The organism is Microcoleus sp., from assembly GCF_041354475.1.
Classification (GTDB): Bacteria; Cyanobacteriota; Cyanobacteriia; order Cyanobacteriales; family Microcoleaceae; genus Microcoleus.
In genome coordinates, this window is sequence record NZ_JBGJZU010000009.1 from 26,966 (window position 1) to 46,614 (window position 19,649).

A 19,649-nucleotide genomic window follows, 5' to 3' on the forward strand; every position below is an offset into this window, starting at 1 on the left:
TGAGATGGGAAAAATACAGCACGCTACGCGCCGGATGAATCCAGGGGCGATTATTTATTCTGCCGCCATATTCAAATCATAGGAAATTGGCTCTGACGATTTAGAAACTACCACGAATTCATAATAACCAGCATCATCCAACAATCCTGACCAACTAAGTCCCTCTGCATCTTCCAGCAAAGCTCGTGACTTGTTTGTCCGCCCCGGAGTATAAATTGACAGCAGAGTAGATTTAGGGGGAGCTTGCAAATTTACTCGCAGAGTTTGATTTTGAGCTAGTCTGGCTATGTAAGCTTTCCCTTCTCCTGGTTTGAGATTGCCTTTGAGGGTTTTTTGGGAAGCTCGGTTTTCAAATTCAACGCTTTCGATAGTTGCTCCTGCTTGTAAGGCTGCGAGGGCATCTGCTGTAATTGCTTGCCAAATTTGTCCGATCGCCAAACCAATTATATTACGATCGCGCGGTTGTTCTGGAAACAGATAGAAAAACTTAGCATCAGCCAAATCATAAAGCGCCCGACTACTCAAATTGATCTTGTTGACTTCCACTTTCCAGGTATTGATATCGCTGGTGTCGTAACTGCCCAACTTCTTTCTAGCGTTACTGCTGATGTTTTCCAATTTGTCAAGTAATTCGTCACCGATTTTTTGCCACCTTTCTCGCCAAGTGCGATCGCCCTCACCTTCTTTTAGCAGCCGTCCTCCCAATTCCGAGTATTTGGCATAGAAAGTCTCGTCCACCAGACTCACGTAACCATTATAAAATCTATCGTCAATTTCTAATTTTTGAAAGCGATCGCGCAAAGCATCTTCCTGCTGCTGCTTTGGGCCCGTAGCTACGGGAATTTTCTGCACTTTAGATTGCAGATTTAGCAAATAATTACCCGCAAACCAGCCCAATCCTCCCATACTTGACAAAACTGCTACCACCAGTAACACCATTTTCCAAGCAGGCAACTTTTCCTGACTGCGAATATTAGTCATGGAAACCGGAACTCCCGGCAGTTTCGGGGGCACGATAGGTATGGGCTGTAACTCCGGCGGCGCTTGGGTGGGCGGAAAGGTTGATGTTGGTGTCGGTTGTGAGTGAGGCATGGAAGCCGGATTGCCAGAGAGAGCCTGCATTACCTCGCGAGCCGAGGAATAGCGATCGCTAGGCCCGTGAGCGAGCATTTTATCCAACACTAGAGCCAAATTGGGAGACACAGAACATTCCGATCGCCAATGCCAATTCAGGGTATGGCTGTCTAGCAACTGATGGGGTTCTTTCCCTGTCAGCAATACCAAAACCGTTGCTGCCAAAGCGTACAAATCGCTGTGGGGATACACAATGCCCATCTGCATCTGTTCGGCGGGGGCGTAGCCGAGTTTACCGATGCGAGTGGCGGGGGCGGGAGTGCTGTTAGTCTCAGCAAACAGAGACTCTGCGGTGGCCGCGACTTGTTTGACTCCGCCGAAGTCGATGAGTACGGGCATCCCGTCAGACAGTCGCAGAATCAGGTTATCTGGGGAGATGTCGCGGTGAATGACTCCCAAAGAGTGAGTATATTCCAGCACGGGCAAAAGCTGGATTAGCAGTTGGTTGACTTCGGCTTCTATGAAGCGCAAACCCTGACGTTTGCGGGCATCTAGCAGAAAACGGTAGGTTTGACCTGGTACGTAGTCTTGGACGAGAAATAGGTAGCCTCGATCGCTAATATTCACCCGAAACAGTTCGCGGAAGTTGGGAATTTGGTTGTGTTTGAGCTTGTAGAGCACTCCGGCTTCCCGCTCAAAGAGTTCCTCGGATTTCTGTAAAGCGTAACTCCCCTGTACTTGGGGCGCAAATTCTTTTAAAACACAGGGCTCGTTAAATCGGTGAGCATCTTCAGCGAGGTAGGTGCGCCCAAAGCCACCATGTCCCAATTCGCGGACAATGCGGTAGTGGTTGCCTAGAGTAATGCCGGGATAGATAGGATTAGTCATTGGAACTTGTTGCGTCGGATTTTGACCAAAAAAATGGGATTCAAGCCCCGTCCTTCGCTTGACGGCTTTATTTATGCTACAATAGTTGCCGTAGAATTGTTCCACGTCAAGTGATTGTCTTAGAATTCAAGGCGAAAGGAAAAACAACTCAATATTCGGCGATAGACGAGGCGATTAGAACCGCTCAATTTGTCAGCAACAAATGCATCCGATTCTGGATGGATAATCGTGGTGTAGGACAGAAGGAACTATATCGCCATAACACTAAGCTGAGGGCAGAGTTTCCCTTTGTAAATGCCTTGAACTCTCATGCCTGCCAAGTTGCGGTTGAGCGTGCCTATTCTGCCATCGCTCGGTTTTACGAGAATTGTAAAAAGGCAATTCCTGGAAAGAAAGGTTATCCGCAGTTCAAGAAGAATTGTCGCTCAGTTGAGTACAAGACTTCAGGCTGGAAGCTTTCCGAGGACAGACGTACAATCAACTTCATCGACAAGAAAGGCATTGGTAGACTAAAACTCAAAGGAACGTGGGACTTACATTTCTACCAGTTAGACCAGATAAAACGAGTCAGGTTAGTACGTCGGGCTGATGGCTACTACGTTCAGTTTCTGATTAGGAATGAGCACCAAGCAGTAGCTGCTCAACCAACTGGTAAAACTGTTGGTTTGGATGTAGGGCTTAAAGAGTTCTACACCGACAGCAACGGTCAAACCGAACCTAATCCCAAGTTTTATCGAACCAACGAGAAGCGGTTGAAGTTTAGACAACGCCGTGTTTCTCGTAAAAAGAAAGGCTCTGCCAATCGCCAGAAAGCCATTAATAGACTAGGGCGAGTACACCTCAAAATAAGTAGGCAACGTGAAGAACACGCTAAGAGAGTGGCGCGTTGCGTAATCCAATCTAACGATTTGGTCGCCTATGAAAATTTGAGGATTAAAAACTTGGTAAAGAATCATTGTCTCGCCAAATCTATCAATGATGCAGGTTGGTATCAGTTCAGGAAGTGGTTAGAGTATTTTGGAAAGAAGTTAGGTAAGATAACTGTTGCAGTTAACCCAGCCTACACGTCCCAAGAATGCTCATGCTGTCACACGGTGGTGAAAAAGTCTCTATCAACGAGAACTCACGTTTGTCGATGTGGGCTGGTTCTAGACCGAGACTGGAATGCGGCACTTAACATTCTGAGCTTAGCCTTGAGTACCACAGGGCATGTGGGAACTTGGGTCAAAGACCCCAACGCTTCGGGAGATTCGACCTCTACTTTGATTGGAGTCATCCAGTCTGAGCAAGTTGGGTCTGTGAACGAAGAATCCCCGTCCTTCGCTTGACGGGCGAGTGTCAAATTAATCAAGACATACTCGTCGATAGACGAGCTTTATGGGCAAGTCGGTGTTGTCAGTTGAGCAGTTCTGATATTTTGATAGGATGTGCGCAACGATGGGTATATGTATGCGTTTTCCACAAACGTCCAATGAATTAGCGATTAGAGGCGTAGCGATCGAGGGCAAGAAACTCAAGAAAGCCAGAAATCTGAAGCAAAGGCTGCATTGCTCAAGGCAGAAAGCAATTTTGTCAACAGCTTGGTGATGGGCTTGCAGTATAGTGAAAAAAATCCGATTCAATTCGAGGGTTGTTAATGAATTTTTTATCCCTACCAAAATGGTTGCTGCACTCGACAGCAGTTGCCGTTTTAGCTGCTGTATATTACAGCACCGCTGAATTGGGACGATTTTTGGCATCCACCCCGGACAATGTGACTCCCGTTTGGCCTCCTGACGGATTCGCTTTAGCAGCGGTCCTGCTAGTAGGATATCGCGTTTGGCCTGGAATTTGGATCGGTTCATTTTTTGCCAATATTTGGGCTTTTTTGGACAAAACAAATCCAGCTTCTGTAGCTATTTCCATCGCCATTGCTTCTAGCATCGCCGTGGGAACTAGCGGCTCGGCAATCTTAGGCAGTTTCCTGCTACATAAGTTTGTGGGAAGTCGCCATCTGTTCGATCGCCCCCAAAGTGTGTTCAGATTTGTAGTTATGGGGGGAATGTGTGGGCCCATTGTCAGTGCCACAGTCGGGATTACCACTCTCTATTTGCGAGGTATAGTCCCTCTGGAAAGTTGGGGAACTAACTGGTTTACATGGTGGATGTCTAATGTAGGCGGGATTCTGATTTTTACTCCTCTGTTGTTAATCTGGAGTCCACTACTTTTAGAGCTTATTCAAGAATTGTTTGAATTCGGCAATGCCCCAATCCAGCAAAAATACCACCGGAAATTTAAACATTTTAAATCTCGGCCATTTCAGTTACAACAGGCTGAATTTATTCTATTAATCCTGCTGGTATGTGCCGTCGGTAAAGTTGCTTTTGGTGGCGGCTATCCGGTGGAGTATATGATGATTCCTTTTATCCTATGGGCAGTATTTCGTTTTGGCATCAAAGGGTCAACATTATTAATTTTTATTGTTTCGGCCATTGCTGTTTTAGGAACAGTTAAAGGTGGCGGACCCTTTGTACGTCCAGATCTGAATGAATCTCTGGTGTTATTGCAGTCTTTTATCGGCGTTGTGGTACTGACTAATTTAATGCTGTATGCTGCGATCGCACAACGGCAGCAAGTAGAGGATCGGTTACGAGTTCAAAGTCAAAAACTGAAAAAAACCTTACTAGACTTACAGCAGGCACAAGCTCAATTAATCCACAACGAAAAAATGTCTAGTTTGGGACAATTAGTGGCGGGAGTTGCTCACGAAATCAATAACCCGATTACTTTTATCAGTGGAAATTTAGCTCACGCTAATCGATATACTCAAGAGTTACTAGAGCTGGTTAAATTGTATCAAAAATTTTATCCTCAACCAGCCCCAGAAATTCAAAACGCCATAGAAGAAGTGGATCTAGAGTTTGCGATGCAAGATTTGCAAAAAGTTTTAGCTTCTATGAAAAAAGGAACAAACAGAATTCAAAATATAGTCTTATCTTTGCGTAATTTCTCCCGGATGGACGAGTCGGAAGTCAAGATAGTAGACATTCATGAGGGATTGGATAGTACCCTCATGATTTTGGATAACCGCTTGCAATCTAATCCCGGAAATTTTAGCATTCAAGTGATTAAAGAATATAGTAATTTGCCAGAAATAGAATGTTATGTTTCGGAGTTAAATCAAGTGTTTATGAATATACTTGTTAATGCGATCGATGCTTTGGCAGACAAACGGATGAAAAGAGACTTGAAGGATGGGGAAACTTTACCTTGCATCAAAATTAGCACAAATATTTTAGATAGTAAATGTGTATCTGTTAGTATTTTGGACAATGGAATGGGGATTATAAAAGCATTTCAAAATCAAATCTTTGACCCTTTTTTTACGACTAAGCCTGTGGGAGAAGGCACTGGTTTAGGATTGTATATTTGTCATCAAATAGTAGTCCAAAAGCATGGAGGTAAACTCAAATGTATTTCACGAGAAAATCACAGTACAGAATTTATTATAGAACTGCCGATAGGCAATAATCAAGACTTAAATTAATCACCCCAAAAATAATGATTTAGCGGCGGCTAAACAGCGAATTTGCTAACTATGTACCGCCAGAATATCAGTTATATCAAATCCGTTGACATCGGAATGATTAATCTCTCTCTTCTCTTCCTTCGCGTCCTTCGCGCCTTCGTGGTTAAATCATATCAAATCCGGTAACATCGGAATTATTCATCTCTCTTATCTCCCTCTGTGTTCTCTGCGTTCTCTGTGGTTAAATCATTCCGATGCAGCCGGAAACGATATTACCCATTGTGACGCTAACTGTAACGGGGGATTCGGAGTATTTTCCTGTGGGTGTGAAGCATCGATATACTCGGCACCAAGAGGTTGTGAGTCTATTTTAGCAATGTTTTAATATCTGTGTTAAATACCCGAATTATTTAATAATTAGGGTATGTTGGTATTCCTTCGATTTTATTTACCGTCAATCTGTTTGAGAGCAGCCAGAATTTCTGGTCGTTTCATCCGTGCATAACCGTGCAATTTCCGCTCTTTGCCGATCGCCTTCAAGCGTCTGAGGGAGAGACTGTCGTAGTCTTCTGGCGGCGATTGCAACGGCGGTAATTGTGGCAAAAACGGTTTTTTTGGCTGTGTCTTCGACTTAGTTTTGGGCTTAGTCTCTGGTTGTATTCCAGAGTTGTGGGCGGTGGCTCCAAGTTGGCGACGGAGCCTTGCAATTTGATTTTTTAGGTCGGATTCTAGGTCTGTAATTGCCTCCGACACAAACTGATTAATTGTTTCGACGGTGAACTCTAATTTAATTGACAGCAATTTCTCGAATTCATCCAACAGTGTTAACGCACCTTCAAGATTCATCTCATCCATAGCAGAAGATGTGGGAGGAATATTGCTGCCCGATTGCTCAATTTTTTTAGCCAATTTATCTACCTTTTTGTTAAATGCTTGTTCAATTTCTTCGATTACAATCCTAATCTGTTCTATTTTGTCACCCTCTAACTTCTGCTCAGTTAGAGCTTTTACTTGTTTTTTGAGTAGGTCTTCATTTTTTTTTATTGATTGTTCTATTTGTTTTGTTAGACTCTCTACTTTTTTTTGAAATGATAGCTCAAATTGTTGCATTAGACTCTCAATTTGGGCTGTTTTTTGAGTTGGCTGTGGAGCTAAAAGTTCCATTTCTGTTTGAGCAGCAGCTACTTCCTCATCGGTCATTTCAAAAACCCAAGCCCACATTTGTGCGAGGCCAATTTCTTTAGCAACCATGCACCAATCAGCGCCGCAGACAACTTCGTATTCTTCTTCGTTGCTGTAAGCTTCTGTGGGGCGTACAATTAAAGGGATCAAGTTGCTCCCTTGCTCAATTAGACTTCTTCTGAGAGCTTCACGGCGATCGCGTATTATTTCGCCCCGCTGAGTCTCTGGTATCGCAATTTGGGAAGTGTAAATTTGACTGTGACTAATTGGCTTAATCCGCAAATATTCAATTATTCGGTTTTGATCTTGCGATCGCTCCATCTTGTTACAAGTCCTCTTTTGTCATTAAAATCAGGTGTTTTAGGTATTTATGTATATCTACGCGGCTTACGTGGGGCGACATCCCTGGCGATCCTCTTCGAGGGCTTCGCTAACGACAAAAGTTACTGCAATTCCTAAAACAAGCGACTGTGATGAGTTTAACTGCCTGGGGGACACCAATGATACATTGCTTAACTCATCTTTACTTTTTTTCGTGTGGAGCCTGACTGGGCTAACGTTCCCAGTGGGCACAGAGCGTGTTTTATTGACCCGGAGATCCCCCCTAGCCCCCCTTAACAAGGGGGGAACAAGAGCATTCAAAGTCCCCCTTATTAAGGGGGATTTAGGGGGATCTGAACCTAATTGGAAAGGCAAGAAAACACGCTACAGGAATTGCGAGTTATGAGTATTTGTGCCACTTATCAATTATTTTAATCATTGCTTTGTCGGTTAACCCTTCAATACGTTTCACCGCACTTGTAAATGACACAAACGGCTGAACCTCTCGTTCTTTGATTATTCTGTCGATTATCTGAGACTTCAAGCCAGCATCTTTAAAATTCGCCAACAATCCAGATTTATCTAAAGTATTGAGTGCTTCCAACAGCGACATTGATTCGGAAGCTACGTTTTCAACTTCTCGTATCCTCTCTACCACCGCTTGTTTTTCGGGTGGCGACTCTGATTTCAACTCATTAATTCTGTTTGTTAACTCAGCTTCCACTAACAGAGGTACTTGTTGTAAAAGTCTGGTTTCTAATTCTTGTATACTCTGGGCTAACACCTGTTTTTCACGGGAAAACTCGGCTTTTAATTCATTAATTTGGTTTTCAAACTGAGCTTCAAGATTGGTTAGTCGCTGTTCTAAACTGGATGATGATTGAGGAGTTTCATTTTCACCGGAATTAGGGACTTCGACCAAAGAAACCGGGTTTTTAATTGAATCTGGGGGCTGCGATGAAGTATTTTCGTACAAAAACCCGGTTTCGGGGATCTCAACTAAATTCTCAGTTGTTGTACATTTTCTCAGCGCTTGAACTTGCTCTAGCAGAAGTTCTTCATTTTCTGGTTCCAGAATAAATGCTCCGATTGTCTCGCCTTTCATAGGGTTGATTTCCCTGGCTTTCGCCGCCGCATAGTATTCAAAGTCTCCGTCTACTATCTCGTAGGCGTCCATCCCGTTGCGCCGGAGAATTATGGGGTTGATCAATCCTCCTAATTCTAAAATTAGTTGGGCGACTTTTTCTAAATCGCGATCGGCAAAATTGTCACGAGGAACTTTAGATGTAATCTTTTTTACTGCAACCAACGACGGGGATAATTTTTGCATTATGTCTCACCTATCTTTTCCAAAACTTCCATTGCTAAGACTTCAAACTCTTGAGATGCGATTGAATCTGGCTTAAAGTCTAACACCGAAATGGGGTCGGCAATTTCGATATCTCCGAATATTTGAGTTTGTTCTGCACACTTAGCCAAATCATCTCTTTCATAAATTACGCTTTCCATAATTTCCATACCGTAACGTTTGGGAATTGCATCCCTCCGCCTAGGCAAACTGTGCTGTATAAATTTAGCGTTAGTTGAGATTTTACAAGGAAGTACACCTAAAACCTGTAGAGGATTTTTGCCGATTTGTTTCTTAAATCCATTAACTTTTTTGATAAAATCTTTGACATTAATTAATCCTTGATTCGCAAAAGGCTTTAAGTCAGAAGGAATAATTAAATAATCGGCTGCAATCAGGGCAACTCTGGCATAAAAATTTAAAGAGGGTGGCGTATCAATCAATACAATATCGTATTTATCTTGTACTTCTGCTAGTTTCTGTATCAGAATCATTCTACTGTAATCCAGTGAGTTTAGTTCTGTTTCATATTGCATTAAATCAATGTGAGAAGGAATTACATCTATTGCTGGAGTGCAAAAATTAGACTTTCTAGCTACTTCTGATATTGAGTAAAAATCCTCTGATTGTAAGATGTGCAGAATATTTTTTTGTTTCAAATCATCATCTTCTTCGTCATCAAATTTGACTAATCCTGTGGCAAAGGTTGTATTAGCTTGACTGTCTAAGTCTATCACCAAGACTCTTTTACATTGCTTGCTGAGGGCTGCGGCTAAATTGACTACGGTTGTAGTTTTGCCGACTCCGCCTTTATTGTGGTAAACAGCAATTATTTTCATAGTATTTTGACTGGTTGTGGGTTCAACTATATCTAATTTTATTTCGGGTACAATTTCGGGAGCGAATGGCACTATATTTAGTTGACTATCTTTTAGTTCGAGATTTTCTGGACTTTTGATGATTCTTAAACTATCTCTGCCAATTAAAGCAATAATTTCATCGATTCTGGTTTCAAGTTCTTGGCCAGAGCAATTGAATACTAGCTGAATCTCGGAGGCTACTATTTCATATATTCTAATTTCTTTCGCATTGGTGATCAATCCGTAGCGAATGTTTAAACTTGTTAAGTAACGTTTCAGTCTCCTGATGTGGCGGTCTAATTTTTCCTTCGGATGTTTCGCCTCAATTACGACGCTCATTGGCGAGTCGGCATCGATGACTATGGGGAGAACTTGGGTGGCGAAGGATAGGAAGTCTAGACGGATATTCCCAAAGGCTATTTCTTGGTGCCAATTGTCGGGGGTATAGCCCAGTTTTGGCAGTAGATAGCTGACAATTAGTTTGGTTTCTACTTCGCTTTCGTTGCGGCAGTTATTCGGATTGAAATTCATGTTTCATTGCGAATCGGACATTGGGCATTGGGCATTGGGCATTGGGCATTGGGCATTTGTAATTCGTAGCAAATAACCAATAACCAATGACCAATAACTAATGACTGCTGACTAATGACTGCTGACTACTTAGCTTGAGCTTTAAAATCTTCCAATGTCAGATAGCCGCCAGCGGGATCGTAGAGGTGACAGTTGTCGGAAATTCGCTTCATCAAAGACCAAGAAAATTTGGTTTCATAGAGATGATTTTGCCAATTTTCTTTCAAGCTACTGTGGGCTAGGCGCAAGTTGTACCAGGGAATAGCTGTTGACAAGTGGTGGGGAACGTGGACGTTAATGTCGTGGCACAGGAACTCTACCCAGCGAGGATAATCGCAGTGAACTGTTCCCGATAGTTGCGCTTGGGCTTCGTTCCATTCAGAAGGTTCTTTGAATGAAATGTCTGGTGCAGTGTGGTGAACAATTGTGAATGTGCTCATCCAGAAATGGTAAACCATCCACGGGAGTAACCAAAATTTGACGAATCCCCAGATTCCGGTTGTAGCAATTAAAATCGGAAATCCGATCGCAGCACCGATTAAAACTACTAACACAGAAAAGCGGACTTGTTCTTGTTTCTGTTGGCCTTTGAAGCGCCACCACATGAAGTGCACTTTTGCCCAATGGGCGATCGAGCCTACCCACCATAGCGGACCAAAAATTAAACTATAAGCTATTTGTAAAGCCTTGGGAGCAGCAGCGTAGTCTTCTGCTCTCATGGGCTGCCAAGCATTGTCTTCCCCAATTTTGTTGGTATGCTTGTGGTGATAATTATGTCCGTGACGCCATGCGTGAAACGGGTAAATTAATGGCAAAAATGCTAGATGTCCGACTAAATCGTTTACCCAGCGGCGGTTAGAAAATGACCGGTGTCCGCAGTCGTGCCCGATCACAAAAAAACCGGTTAATGCAGTACCTGTGAAAATCCACATTACTGGTAGTAGAAACCAAGGGGATACTGCTAGGCCCCAGTAACCGACAGCAACTAGCAAAACGTTGATGATGACTTTTGTCCAAGCTTTGCGGGGGTTTTTGACGAATACTTCCCGTGGCAGGGTTTTGAGAATATCTTTGAGGCGCAAGTTGGAAGTATCACTTGCGGATGTCAAATTTAGTGGTTTTTCGATCGATGCTGTCATAAACTCTCTTGGAATGTTTGGAAATCCCCAACTAGAAGTTGGGGATCGATCTAGATTTTCCCTGTACCAGTAGAACCGGTCACAAAATTAACGCAGTACCATGTCGCCTGCTGCAAGTCAGCAGCAGGCTAGTTTAGAGGTAGGCGATCGCGTTTTAACAAGCGCGTTTTAACAAATGCTAGCTATCGCTAGCCGCAGATTAATTGGCTAGCGCTTTTGGTTAAAAAAACACTGCGGTTAACAAAACTTTACTTTTTATACCACAGGGGCGGCACAATTAGCACGAGTTGCCACGGCTAATTGTTGTTGCTACGGGCAGAATTTTGACCGATCGCAACTTGAGAGCAAGCAACATAGCGTCGCTGTTTGAGGGTTTGCACTTGCAGCAGCAAGGATTCGATTTCTGCTTGCAGGTGCAGAAATTTAACTTGGTGGTCGGCTTGATACGGAGACTTAACAGACTCTACTTTGCGGGTCAAACCGGTCGGTAGGGTAGAAGAACTAGCCATTTCGGGATTGCTAGCCGTGATTTGAGGCCGAGAAAGAGTGGAGGAATTATTTGACATTAGTAATTGGGTAGACATATCTACACATTCACACCATTAAGTAACTTTAACCTGAACCGATCATATTAAACATCAAATTAACCGATCGAGCTAAAATTGGTGTAAATTCCTCGGCCATTGCCTAAAACCATTGACATCGTGACCCTGATTCTACCTGTAACTGACTCTACTCATAACCCTGCTGCCCGCGCAGTCTTGCCGAAACACTACGGCTGGCCGGGCTTGATCGAAGCTTATCGCCCCTACCTGCCGGTGAGTGAAGCCACGCCGGTAGTGACACTCCAAGAAGGCAATACTCCCTTAATTCCAGCACCTGCGATCGCAGCTCTCATCGGTAGAGACGTGCGAGTCCTAGTCAAATACGACGGCCTCAACCCCACTGGTAGTTTCAAAGACCGGGGGATGACAATGGCGATTTCCAAGGCCAAGGAAGCAGGTGCCAAGGCGGTAATTTGCGCCAGTACGGGCAATACTTCGGCAGCAGCGGCCGCCTACGCCCGACGTGGGGGAATGCGCGCCTTTGTGTTGATTCCCGAAGGTTACGTGGCTTTGGGCAAGTTAGCCCAAGCTTTGCTGTACGGTGCGGAAGTGATTTCGATTCAAGGCAATTTCGATCGGGCTTTAGAAATTGTCCGCGAAATGGCCGTCAACTACCCCGTGACTTTGGTAAATTCGGTGAATCCTTACCGATTGGAAGGCCAAAAAACCGGCGCTTTTGAAGTCGTGGACGCTTTGGGCGATGCCCCCGACTGGCTGTGCATTCCCGTCGGAAATGCCGGAAATATCACAGCATACTGGATGGGTTTTTGTCAATACCATCAAGCTAAAAAATGTTCTCGCCTACCACGGATGATGGGATTTCAAGCGGCGGGGGCTGCACCTTTGGTGACGGGACATCCGGTGTCGCACCCGGAAACTCTGGCTACGGCGATTCGGATTGGGAACCCGGCTAGCTGGAAACAGGCGATCGCAGCTTCGGAAGCCAGTCGCGGCAGTTTTAGTGCTGTCACCGACGAGGAAATTCTAGATGCTTATCGTTTGTTAGCATCCCAGGAAGGGATTTTTTGCGAACCTGCGAGTGCAGCTTCTGTGGCCGGTTTGCTGAAGGTAAAAGACCAAGTTCCGACGGGGGCGACGGTAGTTTGCGTGTTGACGGGTAACGGTTTGAAAGACCCGGATACGGCGATTAATCACAGCAACAATCAGTTTAAAAATGGCATTGCTCCGACTTTGGATGCGGTAGCTGGGGCGATGGGATTTTAGCAGGTCAAATAAATGCCCAATATTCGGCAGATTAAGGGTTTTGACCTGTGGTGGCGGTAAAATCAAAACGATTAAACCGCACATATTCCACTAATACCCCATTGGCGGGTAATTCCAAAGCAACCGCTTAAGGATTTTTAACTTGACGCCCGGCCTGTAAATAGGCGTTGTCTCATCTCTAATGCCTGTAGGCAGAGCGATTCAGCTTCACTGTAACGTCCTTGGGAGTTGTAGAGTTCTGCCAAGGTATCGAGATTTTTTGCCACATCGGGATGGTCGCCTGCAAATAGGCGTTGCCACATTTCTAATGCTTGTAGGTAGAGGGGTTCAGCTTCACTGTAACGTGCTTGGGAATCGTAGAGTTTGGCCAATGTATTGAGAATGATTGCCACAGTAGAACTGCCGTGTGTAGATAGGCGTTGTGCCATCTCTAATGCCTGTAGGCAGAAGGCTTCAGCTTCACTGTAGCGTCCTTGAGAGTCGTAGAGTGATCCCAAGCTACTGAGACTGAATGCCACCCTATAACTGTCGCCTCTAAATAGGCGTTGTTCCATCTCTAATGCCTGTAGGTAGAGGGATTCCGCTTCACTGTAGCGTGCTTGGGAGTAGTAGAGTAATCCCAATTTATTGAGACTGAGTGCCACATCAGCATGGTCGCCTGAGTGAAGGGATTGAGCTAAGATTAATGCTTGTTCAGCTACCAAAAACGCTTCAGTGAATTTGCCTTCTTTACAAAGCTGGTAAGACTGTCCATGAAGCCTTGACCACTCTAGTTCTTGCGTAAAGGCATTCCAACGCTGACTTAAACCATTAGCCAATTGATTAAAAAAATTCATTTCCTTTAACCTCGATTATTGTCGATCAAAACAGGGTTTATGTATTGTTCACAAACCCCCATAAACCACCTTTTTGGAGATTTATCGGCTGAGAAACCCAGTCTCTTGTGCAAAAGCTGGTTTCTGTATTACATCCCCACAATGCTGAATCATCTTTTCCCACGAATCAAAGATTTTTCTCTGTCACACACCCTACTAATTGCTAAAAGGTGGTAGCTGAAGTAACTGATTTTTAGAAGGCGGAAGTTGGGCCGGATTGTGGCGGATCTCGATCGCACTTTCTCCCGAATTTCCAGTGGTAACAGGTACTATCTCCAAAGAATACGCTGTCTCTGTTTTTACAGGGGCAGGATTTTTGGCTTTCGTGAGCAAGTCCACGGCATCTCCTAGGGCGCTAGTTAAATTTTTGCTAGTTTCGGCGTGGCGCGCTTCTTCTTGTTTGAGGGCTTGAGTCAATTGTTTGATTTGTTCGATCGCCCGATCGCGCTCTTGGAGTACCATAACTAATTTAGCCTTAAGTTCCCCCACTGTTTGCAGTTGTTCCACTTCTTCCATGCGAGCAATTCCAGTTGCTTCGCCTTCCGATACAATGGGAGAGAAAGTTTGGAGTTGCTGTATTTGTGTTTCTAAATTGGCGATCGTTTGCTGAGTTAATTTAGTATCATTCCGCCGCTGTTCCGCTTCGGTATTATAGAGTTGACGCCACTGAGCCGCACTTTCACCCGCTTCATCGCGATCGCGCGAAACCTCTGTTAACTGCTGTTGCAGCCGCTTGATTTCATCTAACCACTGTCTGACATCTTGAACCATAATATTGATTATAGATTGGGGAATTGGGAATTGGGAATTGGGAATTGGGGAATTGGGGAATGGGGAATTGCGAATTGCGAATTGCGAATTGCGAATTGGTAATAGCTTAATTAATTATGAACATTTATTACTGGCTGCGCTACCTGATTTTAGCTTTGTTTCGGGTGCTTTGGAAGCTGCTGAGAGCTATCAAACAGAAATTTAGTCACTTTTGGCTATTTTGTCGGTGTTTGACTTGGCGCACGCTTCGCGAAGTCTGCGTGAAGGCAGGAGAGCAGCGGTTGCCGGGGCTATCGGCGGAAATGGCCTACAATTCTATGCTGGCGCTGTTTCCGGGGTTGTTGGCTGTGTTATGTGCGATCGCCCTTTTTGAACCTTTGCAATCAACACTGTATCAAATCGCCGGTCTTTTAGGCGAAGTCATACCCGATGACGTGCGGAATTTGATTCGTAGTTCCCTCAAAGAAATCCTTTCATATCGCAACCAACAACTATTTTCGCTGAGTTTTGTAGCATCCTTGTGGGCTTTTTCTGGAGTAATGAGCGCGGCCATGGCTGCACTCGATCGCATCCATGAAATTCCGCCCGATCGCACGCGCCATTTTTTGAATGCCAAACTGATTTCTTTGACCCTGAGTATCGGTACAATTATACTATTAATTATGGCATCGGGAGCAGTATTTGTCAGCGATTTAATTGTACAAGCTATTGCCCGCGAGAGTTGTCTGCTGGAATCCGTTGCTAATTGCAATTTAAAAGATGTTAAAAATTGCTTATCCTTGGTGAAAAATTGCCCTTTGGAGTCGCAACTATTGGCTGTTTGGCGGTTGTGGCGCTGGCCGATTGCTTTGGGAATTATATCAGTTGCCTTTGCTTTTATTTACCGCTATGGGCCGAGCCGCCACCAACGAAATATACCGATTTTTTCTGGTGCTGTTTTTGCGGCTGTTTTGTGGGCGCTGATTTCAGCTTTGTTTCGCTTCTACGTTTTGCATTTGGGCAATTACAGTTGGACTTACGGGACGATCGGCACTTTTATTGTTTTGCTGTTGTGGCTAGATCTTTGTTGTTTGGTGATGCTGATCGGAGCGCAATTGAATGTGACTGTTGGAAAGGCAATGAAACTCAAATAATGGGGAATGGGGAATGGGGAATGGGGAATGGGTTGTTGTCAGTAGTTATTTGTGATTTGCGACCAATAACCAATAACCAATAATCAATAACTGTTATTACTTACCGGATACCAAATTACCTACGCAGTAGAGTGGTGAGGATACCCGCGACAAAAGACAGCAAAATCAGTATCCAAATCACCACACCCGGAATGAATGTCAAGAGGCCAACGCCTCTGAGAATCCAAACTAACAAGGTGATGCCCAATATAGCCCAAAATATGCGGGTAGATAGTCGCATTTGAAATCTAGGAGAATTAGTCATGTTCAATATTAAAGTTTTGTCTGGATCGATGATAGCTGTTTTGTTGGCGATCGGCTCTTATTTGGGAGCAATGTCAAATCCCGGTGTCGCTGTGGCGCGTGTGGGTACCAACGCGCAGCCAAAAGTGGCTAATGCTGCTCAAAAAGCTGCTTCTGCAAGTGTAGCAATTAGCGATCGCACAATGGGAGCGGCCCAGGTGGGGATGACTTTCGGACAACTGAAAAAGGCTTTGGGTTCAACGGCACTGTTTAAGGTTCAGTCTCCTTTTATGGTAGACTTTGATGCAGTGGCCGTCAGCCAGTCGGGAAAAGTGCAGTATCGGATAATCTACGCTGCGGGTACAAAGCTCAAAGATACCGATGTCATTGAACTTTTAAGGACTGACAATGCCAATTATAAAACAGTTCAGGGTGTCGGGCCGGGAATGACTCTGAAACAAGCAGAGGCAATTTACGGCCAAGCTACTTTATCTTATAATGTGGATAATGAAATGAGAGAAAATGTGGTTTTTGCCAAGCAACCCACTAGAAAGATTATGTTTGTTCCCAAGGCTGAAGGGAAGCAGTTTGGAGGAGTATATGGCGCTGGTAAAGGGGGATTTTTTCAGACTAATAAGTATCAGCCGAATGCTGTAATTGAGTCTGTGATGGTACGGAAGTAACTCGGCGATTGAAATCGCGTCTACAAAAACAAAGTCATATCAAATCCGGTAGCATCGGAATTATTCATCTCTCTTATCTCCCTCTGTGTTCTCTGCGTTCTCTGTGGTTAAATCACCTGACGATGCAACCGGAAACAATATCACTCGGCGATTGAAATCGCGTCTACAAAAACAAAGTCCGAGCAGAGGGGGACTGAAGAAAATAGAAATTAAGGATTACCTGTGAGTAACTCCAAATACTCTTCATTGTCAAGATAATCTCTGATATTTTGCAGTATTTGCGTCAAATACTCTACGACTTCTTCCTTAATTTCTAAGAGTTCCTCAATAGCCTGATCTCCGCCCACTTCCTCAAAAGACTTAATGCCGTGCGCTAAGTCATTTCTATTACTTTTAATCACTACAAGATTTTGCCCGTTCTTTGTCTTAGCAAAGTCTGTTTGATATGAAAAACCATATTTTTCTGCTATTTCTTTAATCAACCTAGCATCCACATTTCCTGAAAACAGTTCTTCGCGTTCAAATGTAGCTGTGATGATATCTGTAGAGATTTGGTTGATTGTTAAATGAATTTTCTTAGGAGAACGATTTTTAAGATTTTGAAGAACAACTATTTTGATTTTTGGTTTGAGATTGTCAAAAGAGATAGCTTTATTTTTTAACTCCTCGAATATGGCTTCAATCGCATTTCGCATAGTGGATTCAACTAAGTTATACAGTAACAAAAAACCATTAGCTCTCAGGGTTTTTGCTAACTCAGGATCGAGACTTTGTATTTTGTATGTGCCAGCAGGATCGAATACAGCTAACTGGGTTGTCTGTTTTTCCAAGCTCTCCAGAAAAATGAAGTAATCATCCACATCTTTAGCGCGTGTATTAAAGTCGAAGAGTACAGTTTCCATGATTATCCTAGCAGTCGATCGCAGACATATTCCACACAACAATTTTTTGATTTCTCAAACTAATACCCAGAAATTTTTGGCTCTCTTTCAAATGTATTTACTTTGCTATTAAAATGATTGTAGCCGCTCAAATAAATCTCTTCGGAATTCCTCATTTGCAGTTTTGCTTAGTTGGATTACCCGAAGTGTAGTTCGATTGAAATGCCTCTGACGAGGCATGAGTAAATCACTAAACTTAAATCCATTCAAATGCTCTAATTTTTTCAGTCCACTTAAGGTTAATTCGTTGTTGACAAATCTGGTTAGAGTACGAATGCGTTCTGCACCGTCTACGATCTCTAAACGTGATTCATCATTTTCATCATCACCGAGAGCGGCAACGAATAGATAAGGTATTGGCAGCCCCAAAATTACAGATTCGATAAACTTTGATTGCCTTGCTTCATCCCAAGTCATTTCACGTTGGTAGTCAGGAATAAACAACTTATTAGTATCCTCGTCAATTCCTTCCATATATTTTTGAACAAGTATTTCGAGTGGATACTGTTTGGTGTCGTAATTAATTTGCTGCCGATTATCGCGGATTTGCATTTCAGCAGCATTTCTGTCTTGCAGCGTAATTTGTTCTAGTTTCGATCGCATATTTTTAAGTAACGAGAAAGTGGTGTCGATATGATAATTTTACCACAGCCCAGGGTCGCTCAAGTCCTGTTCGGAGAATATTAGTCTTGAGGGCATCCCTGTGTAAATTATGATTTGGCTAAGATGATGCGGTCGATCGCACTTACTAACAAAAAGTGCGATCGCCAATGTTTAGTTAACTGAAACCGCCGCGAAAATTACCATTTATAACGCGCTGGTGACGGGATTGGAAGGACGATCTGCCAACGCGGATAAACGGTGACTGTCTCCACTTAAATCGAACACAACCTCAAACTTAACGTGAGGTATTGTTTGTCGCAAAAACTTGAAATGGCCGTCGGCATCGGAACGGCTGCGGAAGCGGGCAACAATTATCCATTGCTCAGAGGGTAACAAACGGGCGATCGCCCAACAACACAAGCGGTCTTTATATGTCAACATAGAACTCGTCTCCATTGATATTTTTGGAGCCAGAGCCAGCCCGGAACCTTCCACAGTAAGGGGCTGGCTTCTGACGTTTTAAGGCCTGAGCCTTATATACACTAATAGCATATTTTGATGTTAAAAACATCAAATGACACAAAAATATATCTAATGACGTTAGAGTGTAAAATTTAAGACAATAGAAGTAAAACCATGCCGGCCAATGCCTTCACGTATGCGAGTCACAGTTACACTGCCAGAAGACGTTCATCAAGCCCTGTCCGAATGGGCCCAACAGGAAGATAGAACACTCGCAAACCTGCTCTCCCATGTGGCAGCTAAAGCAGTCAGAGAGCGCCAAGAGCGCCAAGAACAGAAAAAGGACGAATCAGAAGGCGATCGCCCTTGAGCGATGGCCACAGCGTAAGATGGACTGTGTAGAGATGTTTTGCAGTGCAACCAATGGCTTCAAGGGGAAGAGTTACCGCATATCTGCCAGAGGAGATTCAAAAAGCTCTCGAAGAATGGGCAGAAGCAGAAAGCAGATCCATCAGCAGTTTGGCAACGTACCTGCTGACGAAATCTGTTCGAGAGCGCCAAGAGCAGAAAAAAGATAAATCAGAAGGCGATCGCCCTTGAGCGATCGCCATAGCCTAATCTTTAACAACCGAGGAGATAACACTGCCAGAAGACTACAAGGAGTTAATTACACAATGACAGAAAATCGCTTAGAAATTATCGCTCCTGAACAATCGGAAATGCTGAAACAAGCAACTATTTCCGAACAGCGAAATGCAGCCAAAGCCGCTTGTAAATTCGCAATTGAGCGCACTAGCTTGAGTCACCCAATTCTTGACGAAGGATTAGAAGCGCTAGAAAAAGGTCAATGTGGTGATGTTTCACTTCAAAACAAACTTCAATCCTTGGTCGATCGACTCGATGAGATTCAGTGGGACTTGCAAGAAAAAATGGGAGAAGGCAATATAAAATTATCAGATTATTTAGCTGCATTTCACACAGCGCGCGCAGTTAATTCACTCTATTTTGCCCTTTATGCAGATCCTTTTGTAGCAGCATCCGAAGCTATTTATGAAGCTCATGCAGCTACAGATGAGTTAGTTACTTTGAAACAAAAGATTTTAGAAGTTTTTAAAGCACCTACCGTGATTTAGAGAAAAAAAAGCCGCGCGAGCGCAGCTATCCCGTAGGGAATCATATC

Annotated in this window: 20 protein-coding genes; 8 read left to right on the plus strand and 12 right to left on the minus strand. The window is 43.8% G+C overall.

Features of this window, described 5'->3' with window-relative positions:
• Positions 1-54 precede the first annotated feature (54 nt).
• Positions 55-1,962 carry a protein kinase gene (locus ACBR23_RS05440; protein ID WP_371118857.1) on the minus strand — a complete coding sequence of 636 codons (1,908 nt, stop codon included), beginning with the start codon at positions 1,960-1,962 and terminating at the stop codon, positions 55-57.
• A gap of 110 nt (positions 1,963-2,072) precedes the next feature.
• Between ACBR23_RS05440 and ACBR23_RS05445 the strand changes: the two genes are divergently transcribed.
• A complete protein-coding gene (locus tag ACBR23_RS05445; protein ID WP_371115623.1) occupies positions 2,073-3,290 on the plus strand; it encodes an RNA-guided endonuclease InsQ/TnpB family protein in 1,218 nt (405 codons plus the stop codon).
• Between the two features lie 308 nt (positions 3,291-3,598).
• Positions 3,599-5,488, plus strand: a complete 1,890-nt coding sequence (locus ACBR23_RS05450; protein WP_371118856.1) for an MASE1 domain-containing protein — start codon at positions 3,599-3,601, stop codon at positions 5,486-5,488.
• A gap of 426 nt (positions 5,489-5,914) precedes the next feature.
• Here ACBR23_RS05450 and ACBR23_RS05455 read toward each other — a convergent pair whose 3' ends face one another.
• From ACBR23_RS05455 to ACBR23_RS05475, 5 genes are all read right to left on the minus strand, one after another.
• Positions 5,915-6,973: a Rho termination factor (modular protein) gene (locus tag ACBR23_RS05455; protein WP_371115625.1), complete on the minus strand. Its 1,059-nt coding sequence runs from the start codon at positions 6,971-6,973 to the stop codon at positions 5,915-5,917.
• A 400-nt stretch (positions 6,974-7,373) separates the two neighbouring features.
• The gene (locus tag ACBR23_RS05460) at positions 7,374-8,303 is read right to left on the minus strand and encodes a chromosome partitioning protein ParB (RefSeq protein WP_341739464.1); all 930 of its coding nucleotides are present in this window, start codon (positions 8,301-8,303) and stop codon (positions 7,374-7,376) included.
• A complete protein-coding gene (locus ACBR23_RS05465) occupies positions 8,303-9,712 on the minus strand; it encodes an AAA family ATPase (RefSeq protein ID WP_371118855.1) in 1,410 nt (469 codons plus the stop codon). The genes ACBR23_RS05460 and ACBR23_RS05465 overlap by 1 nt, the downstream gene beginning before the upstream one ends.
• Before the next feature lie 125 nt (positions 9,713-9,837).
• Positions 9,838-10,890 carry a fatty acid desaturase gene (locus ACBR23_RS05470; RefSeq protein WP_371118854.1) on the minus strand — a complete coding sequence of 351 codons (1,053 nt, stop codon included), beginning with the start codon at positions 10,888-10,890 and terminating at the stop codon, positions 9,838-9,840.
• A 296-nt stretch (positions 10,891-11,186) separates the two neighbouring features.
• Entirely contained in the window at positions 11,187-11,474 is a 288-nt protein-coding gene (locus ACBR23_RS05475) for a hypothetical protein (RefSeq protein WP_341739461.1), read from the minus strand.
• Positions 11,475-11,594: 120 nt separating this feature from the next.
• Here ACBR23_RS05475 and thrC point away from each other — a divergent pair, with 120 nt between their 5' ends.
• Positions 11,595-12,719 (plus strand): threonine synthase, encoded by a 1,125-nt coding sequence (gene thrC, locus ACBR23_RS05480; protein WP_371118852.1) that lies wholly within the window; start codon positions 11,595-11,597, stop codon positions 12,717-12,719.
• A 137-nt stretch (positions 12,720-12,856) separates the two neighbouring features.
• Here the strand turns inward: thrC and ACBR23_RS05485 are convergent, their stop codons facing one another.
• Both ACBR23_RS05485 and ACBR23_RS05490 read right to left on the minus strand, forming a co-directional pair.
• Positions 12,857-13,555 (minus strand): tetratricopeptide repeat protein, encoded by a 699-nt coding sequence (locus ACBR23_RS05485; protein WP_371115630.1) that lies wholly within the window; start codon positions 13,553-13,555, stop codon positions 12,857-12,859.
• A gap of 195 nt (positions 13,556-13,750) precedes the next feature.
• Entirely contained in the window at positions 13,751-14,365 is a 615-nt protein-coding gene (locus tag ACBR23_RS05490; RefSeq protein WP_371115631.1) for a hypothetical protein, read from the minus strand.
• A gap of 116 nt (positions 14,366-14,481) precedes the next feature.
• Between ACBR23_RS05490 and ACBR23_RS05495 the strand changes: the two genes are divergently transcribed.
• Complete coding sequence (locus ACBR23_RS05495) at positions 14,482-15,498, plus strand: YihY/virulence factor BrkB family protein (protein WP_371115632.1); 1,017 nt, start codon at positions 14,482-14,484, stop codon at positions 15,496-15,498.
• Between the two features lie 115 nt (positions 15,499-15,613).
• On the opposite strand, the gene ACBR23_RS05500 is transcribed toward ACBR23_RS05495, so the two are convergent.
• Complete coding sequence (locus ACBR23_RS05500) at positions 15,614-15,802, minus strand: hypothetical protein (protein WP_340517244.1); 189 nt, start codon at positions 15,800-15,802, stop codon at positions 15,614-15,616.
• Here ACBR23_RS05500 and ACBR23_RS05505 point away from each other — a divergent pair.
• Positions 15,801-16,463: a hypothetical protein gene (locus tag ACBR23_RS05505; RefSeq protein ID WP_371115633.1), complete on the plus strand. Its 663-nt coding sequence runs from the start codon at positions 15,801-15,803 to the stop codon at positions 16,461-16,463. The genes ACBR23_RS05500 and ACBR23_RS05505 overlap by 2 nt on opposite strands.
• A 209-nt stretch (positions 16,464-16,672) precedes the next feature.
• On the opposite strand, the gene ACBR23_RS05510 is transcribed toward ACBR23_RS05505, so the two are convergent.
• The 3 genes from ACBR23_RS05510 to ACBR23_RS05520 all read right to left on the minus strand — a co-directional run bounded on the left by ACBR23_RS05510 (position 16,673) and on the right by ACBR23_RS05520 (position 18,448).
• On the minus strand, positions 16,673-17,365 hold the full coding sequence (locus ACBR23_RS05510; protein WP_371115634.1) for an MAE_28990/MAE_18760 family HEPN-like nuclease: 693 nt from the start codon (positions 17,363-17,365) through the stop codon (positions 16,673-16,675).
• 108 nt (positions 17,366-17,473) lie between these two features.
• Positions 17,474-18,007, minus strand: a complete 534-nt coding sequence (locus tag ACBR23_RS05515) for a DUF262 domain-containing protein (protein ID WP_371115635.1) — start codon at positions 18,005-18,007, stop codon at positions 17,474-17,476.
• A 204-nt stretch (positions 18,008-18,211) separates the two neighbouring features.
• A complete protein-coding gene (locus ACBR23_RS05520) occupies positions 18,212-18,448 on the minus strand; it encodes a hypothetical protein (protein WP_341738953.1) in 237 nt (78 codons plus the stop codon).
• A gap of 205 nt (positions 18,449-18,653) precedes the next feature.
• Here ACBR23_RS05520 and ACBR23_RS05525 point away from each other — a divergent pair, with 205 nt between their 5' ends.
• The 3 genes from ACBR23_RS05525 (at position 18,654) to ACBR23_RS05535 (ending at position 19,602) form a co-directional block, all read left to right on the plus strand.
• The gene (locus ACBR23_RS05525; protein ID WP_371115637.1) at positions 18,654-18,839 is read left to right on the plus strand and encodes a hypothetical protein; all 186 of its coding nucleotides are present in this window, start codon (positions 18,654-18,656) and stop codon (positions 18,837-18,839) included.
• Positions 18,840-18,892: 53 nt separating this feature from the next.
• Entirely contained in the window at positions 18,893-19,069 is a 177-nt protein-coding gene (locus ACBR23_RS05530) for a hypothetical protein (protein ID WP_371115638.1), read from the plus strand.
• Between the two features lie 74 nt (positions 19,070-19,143).
• On the plus strand, positions 19,144-19,602 hold the full coding sequence (locus tag ACBR23_RS05535; RefSeq protein ID WP_341738954.1) for a hypothetical protein: 459 nt from the start codon (positions 19,144-19,146) through the stop codon (positions 19,600-19,602).
• Positions 19,603-19,649 lie beyond the last annotated feature (47 nt).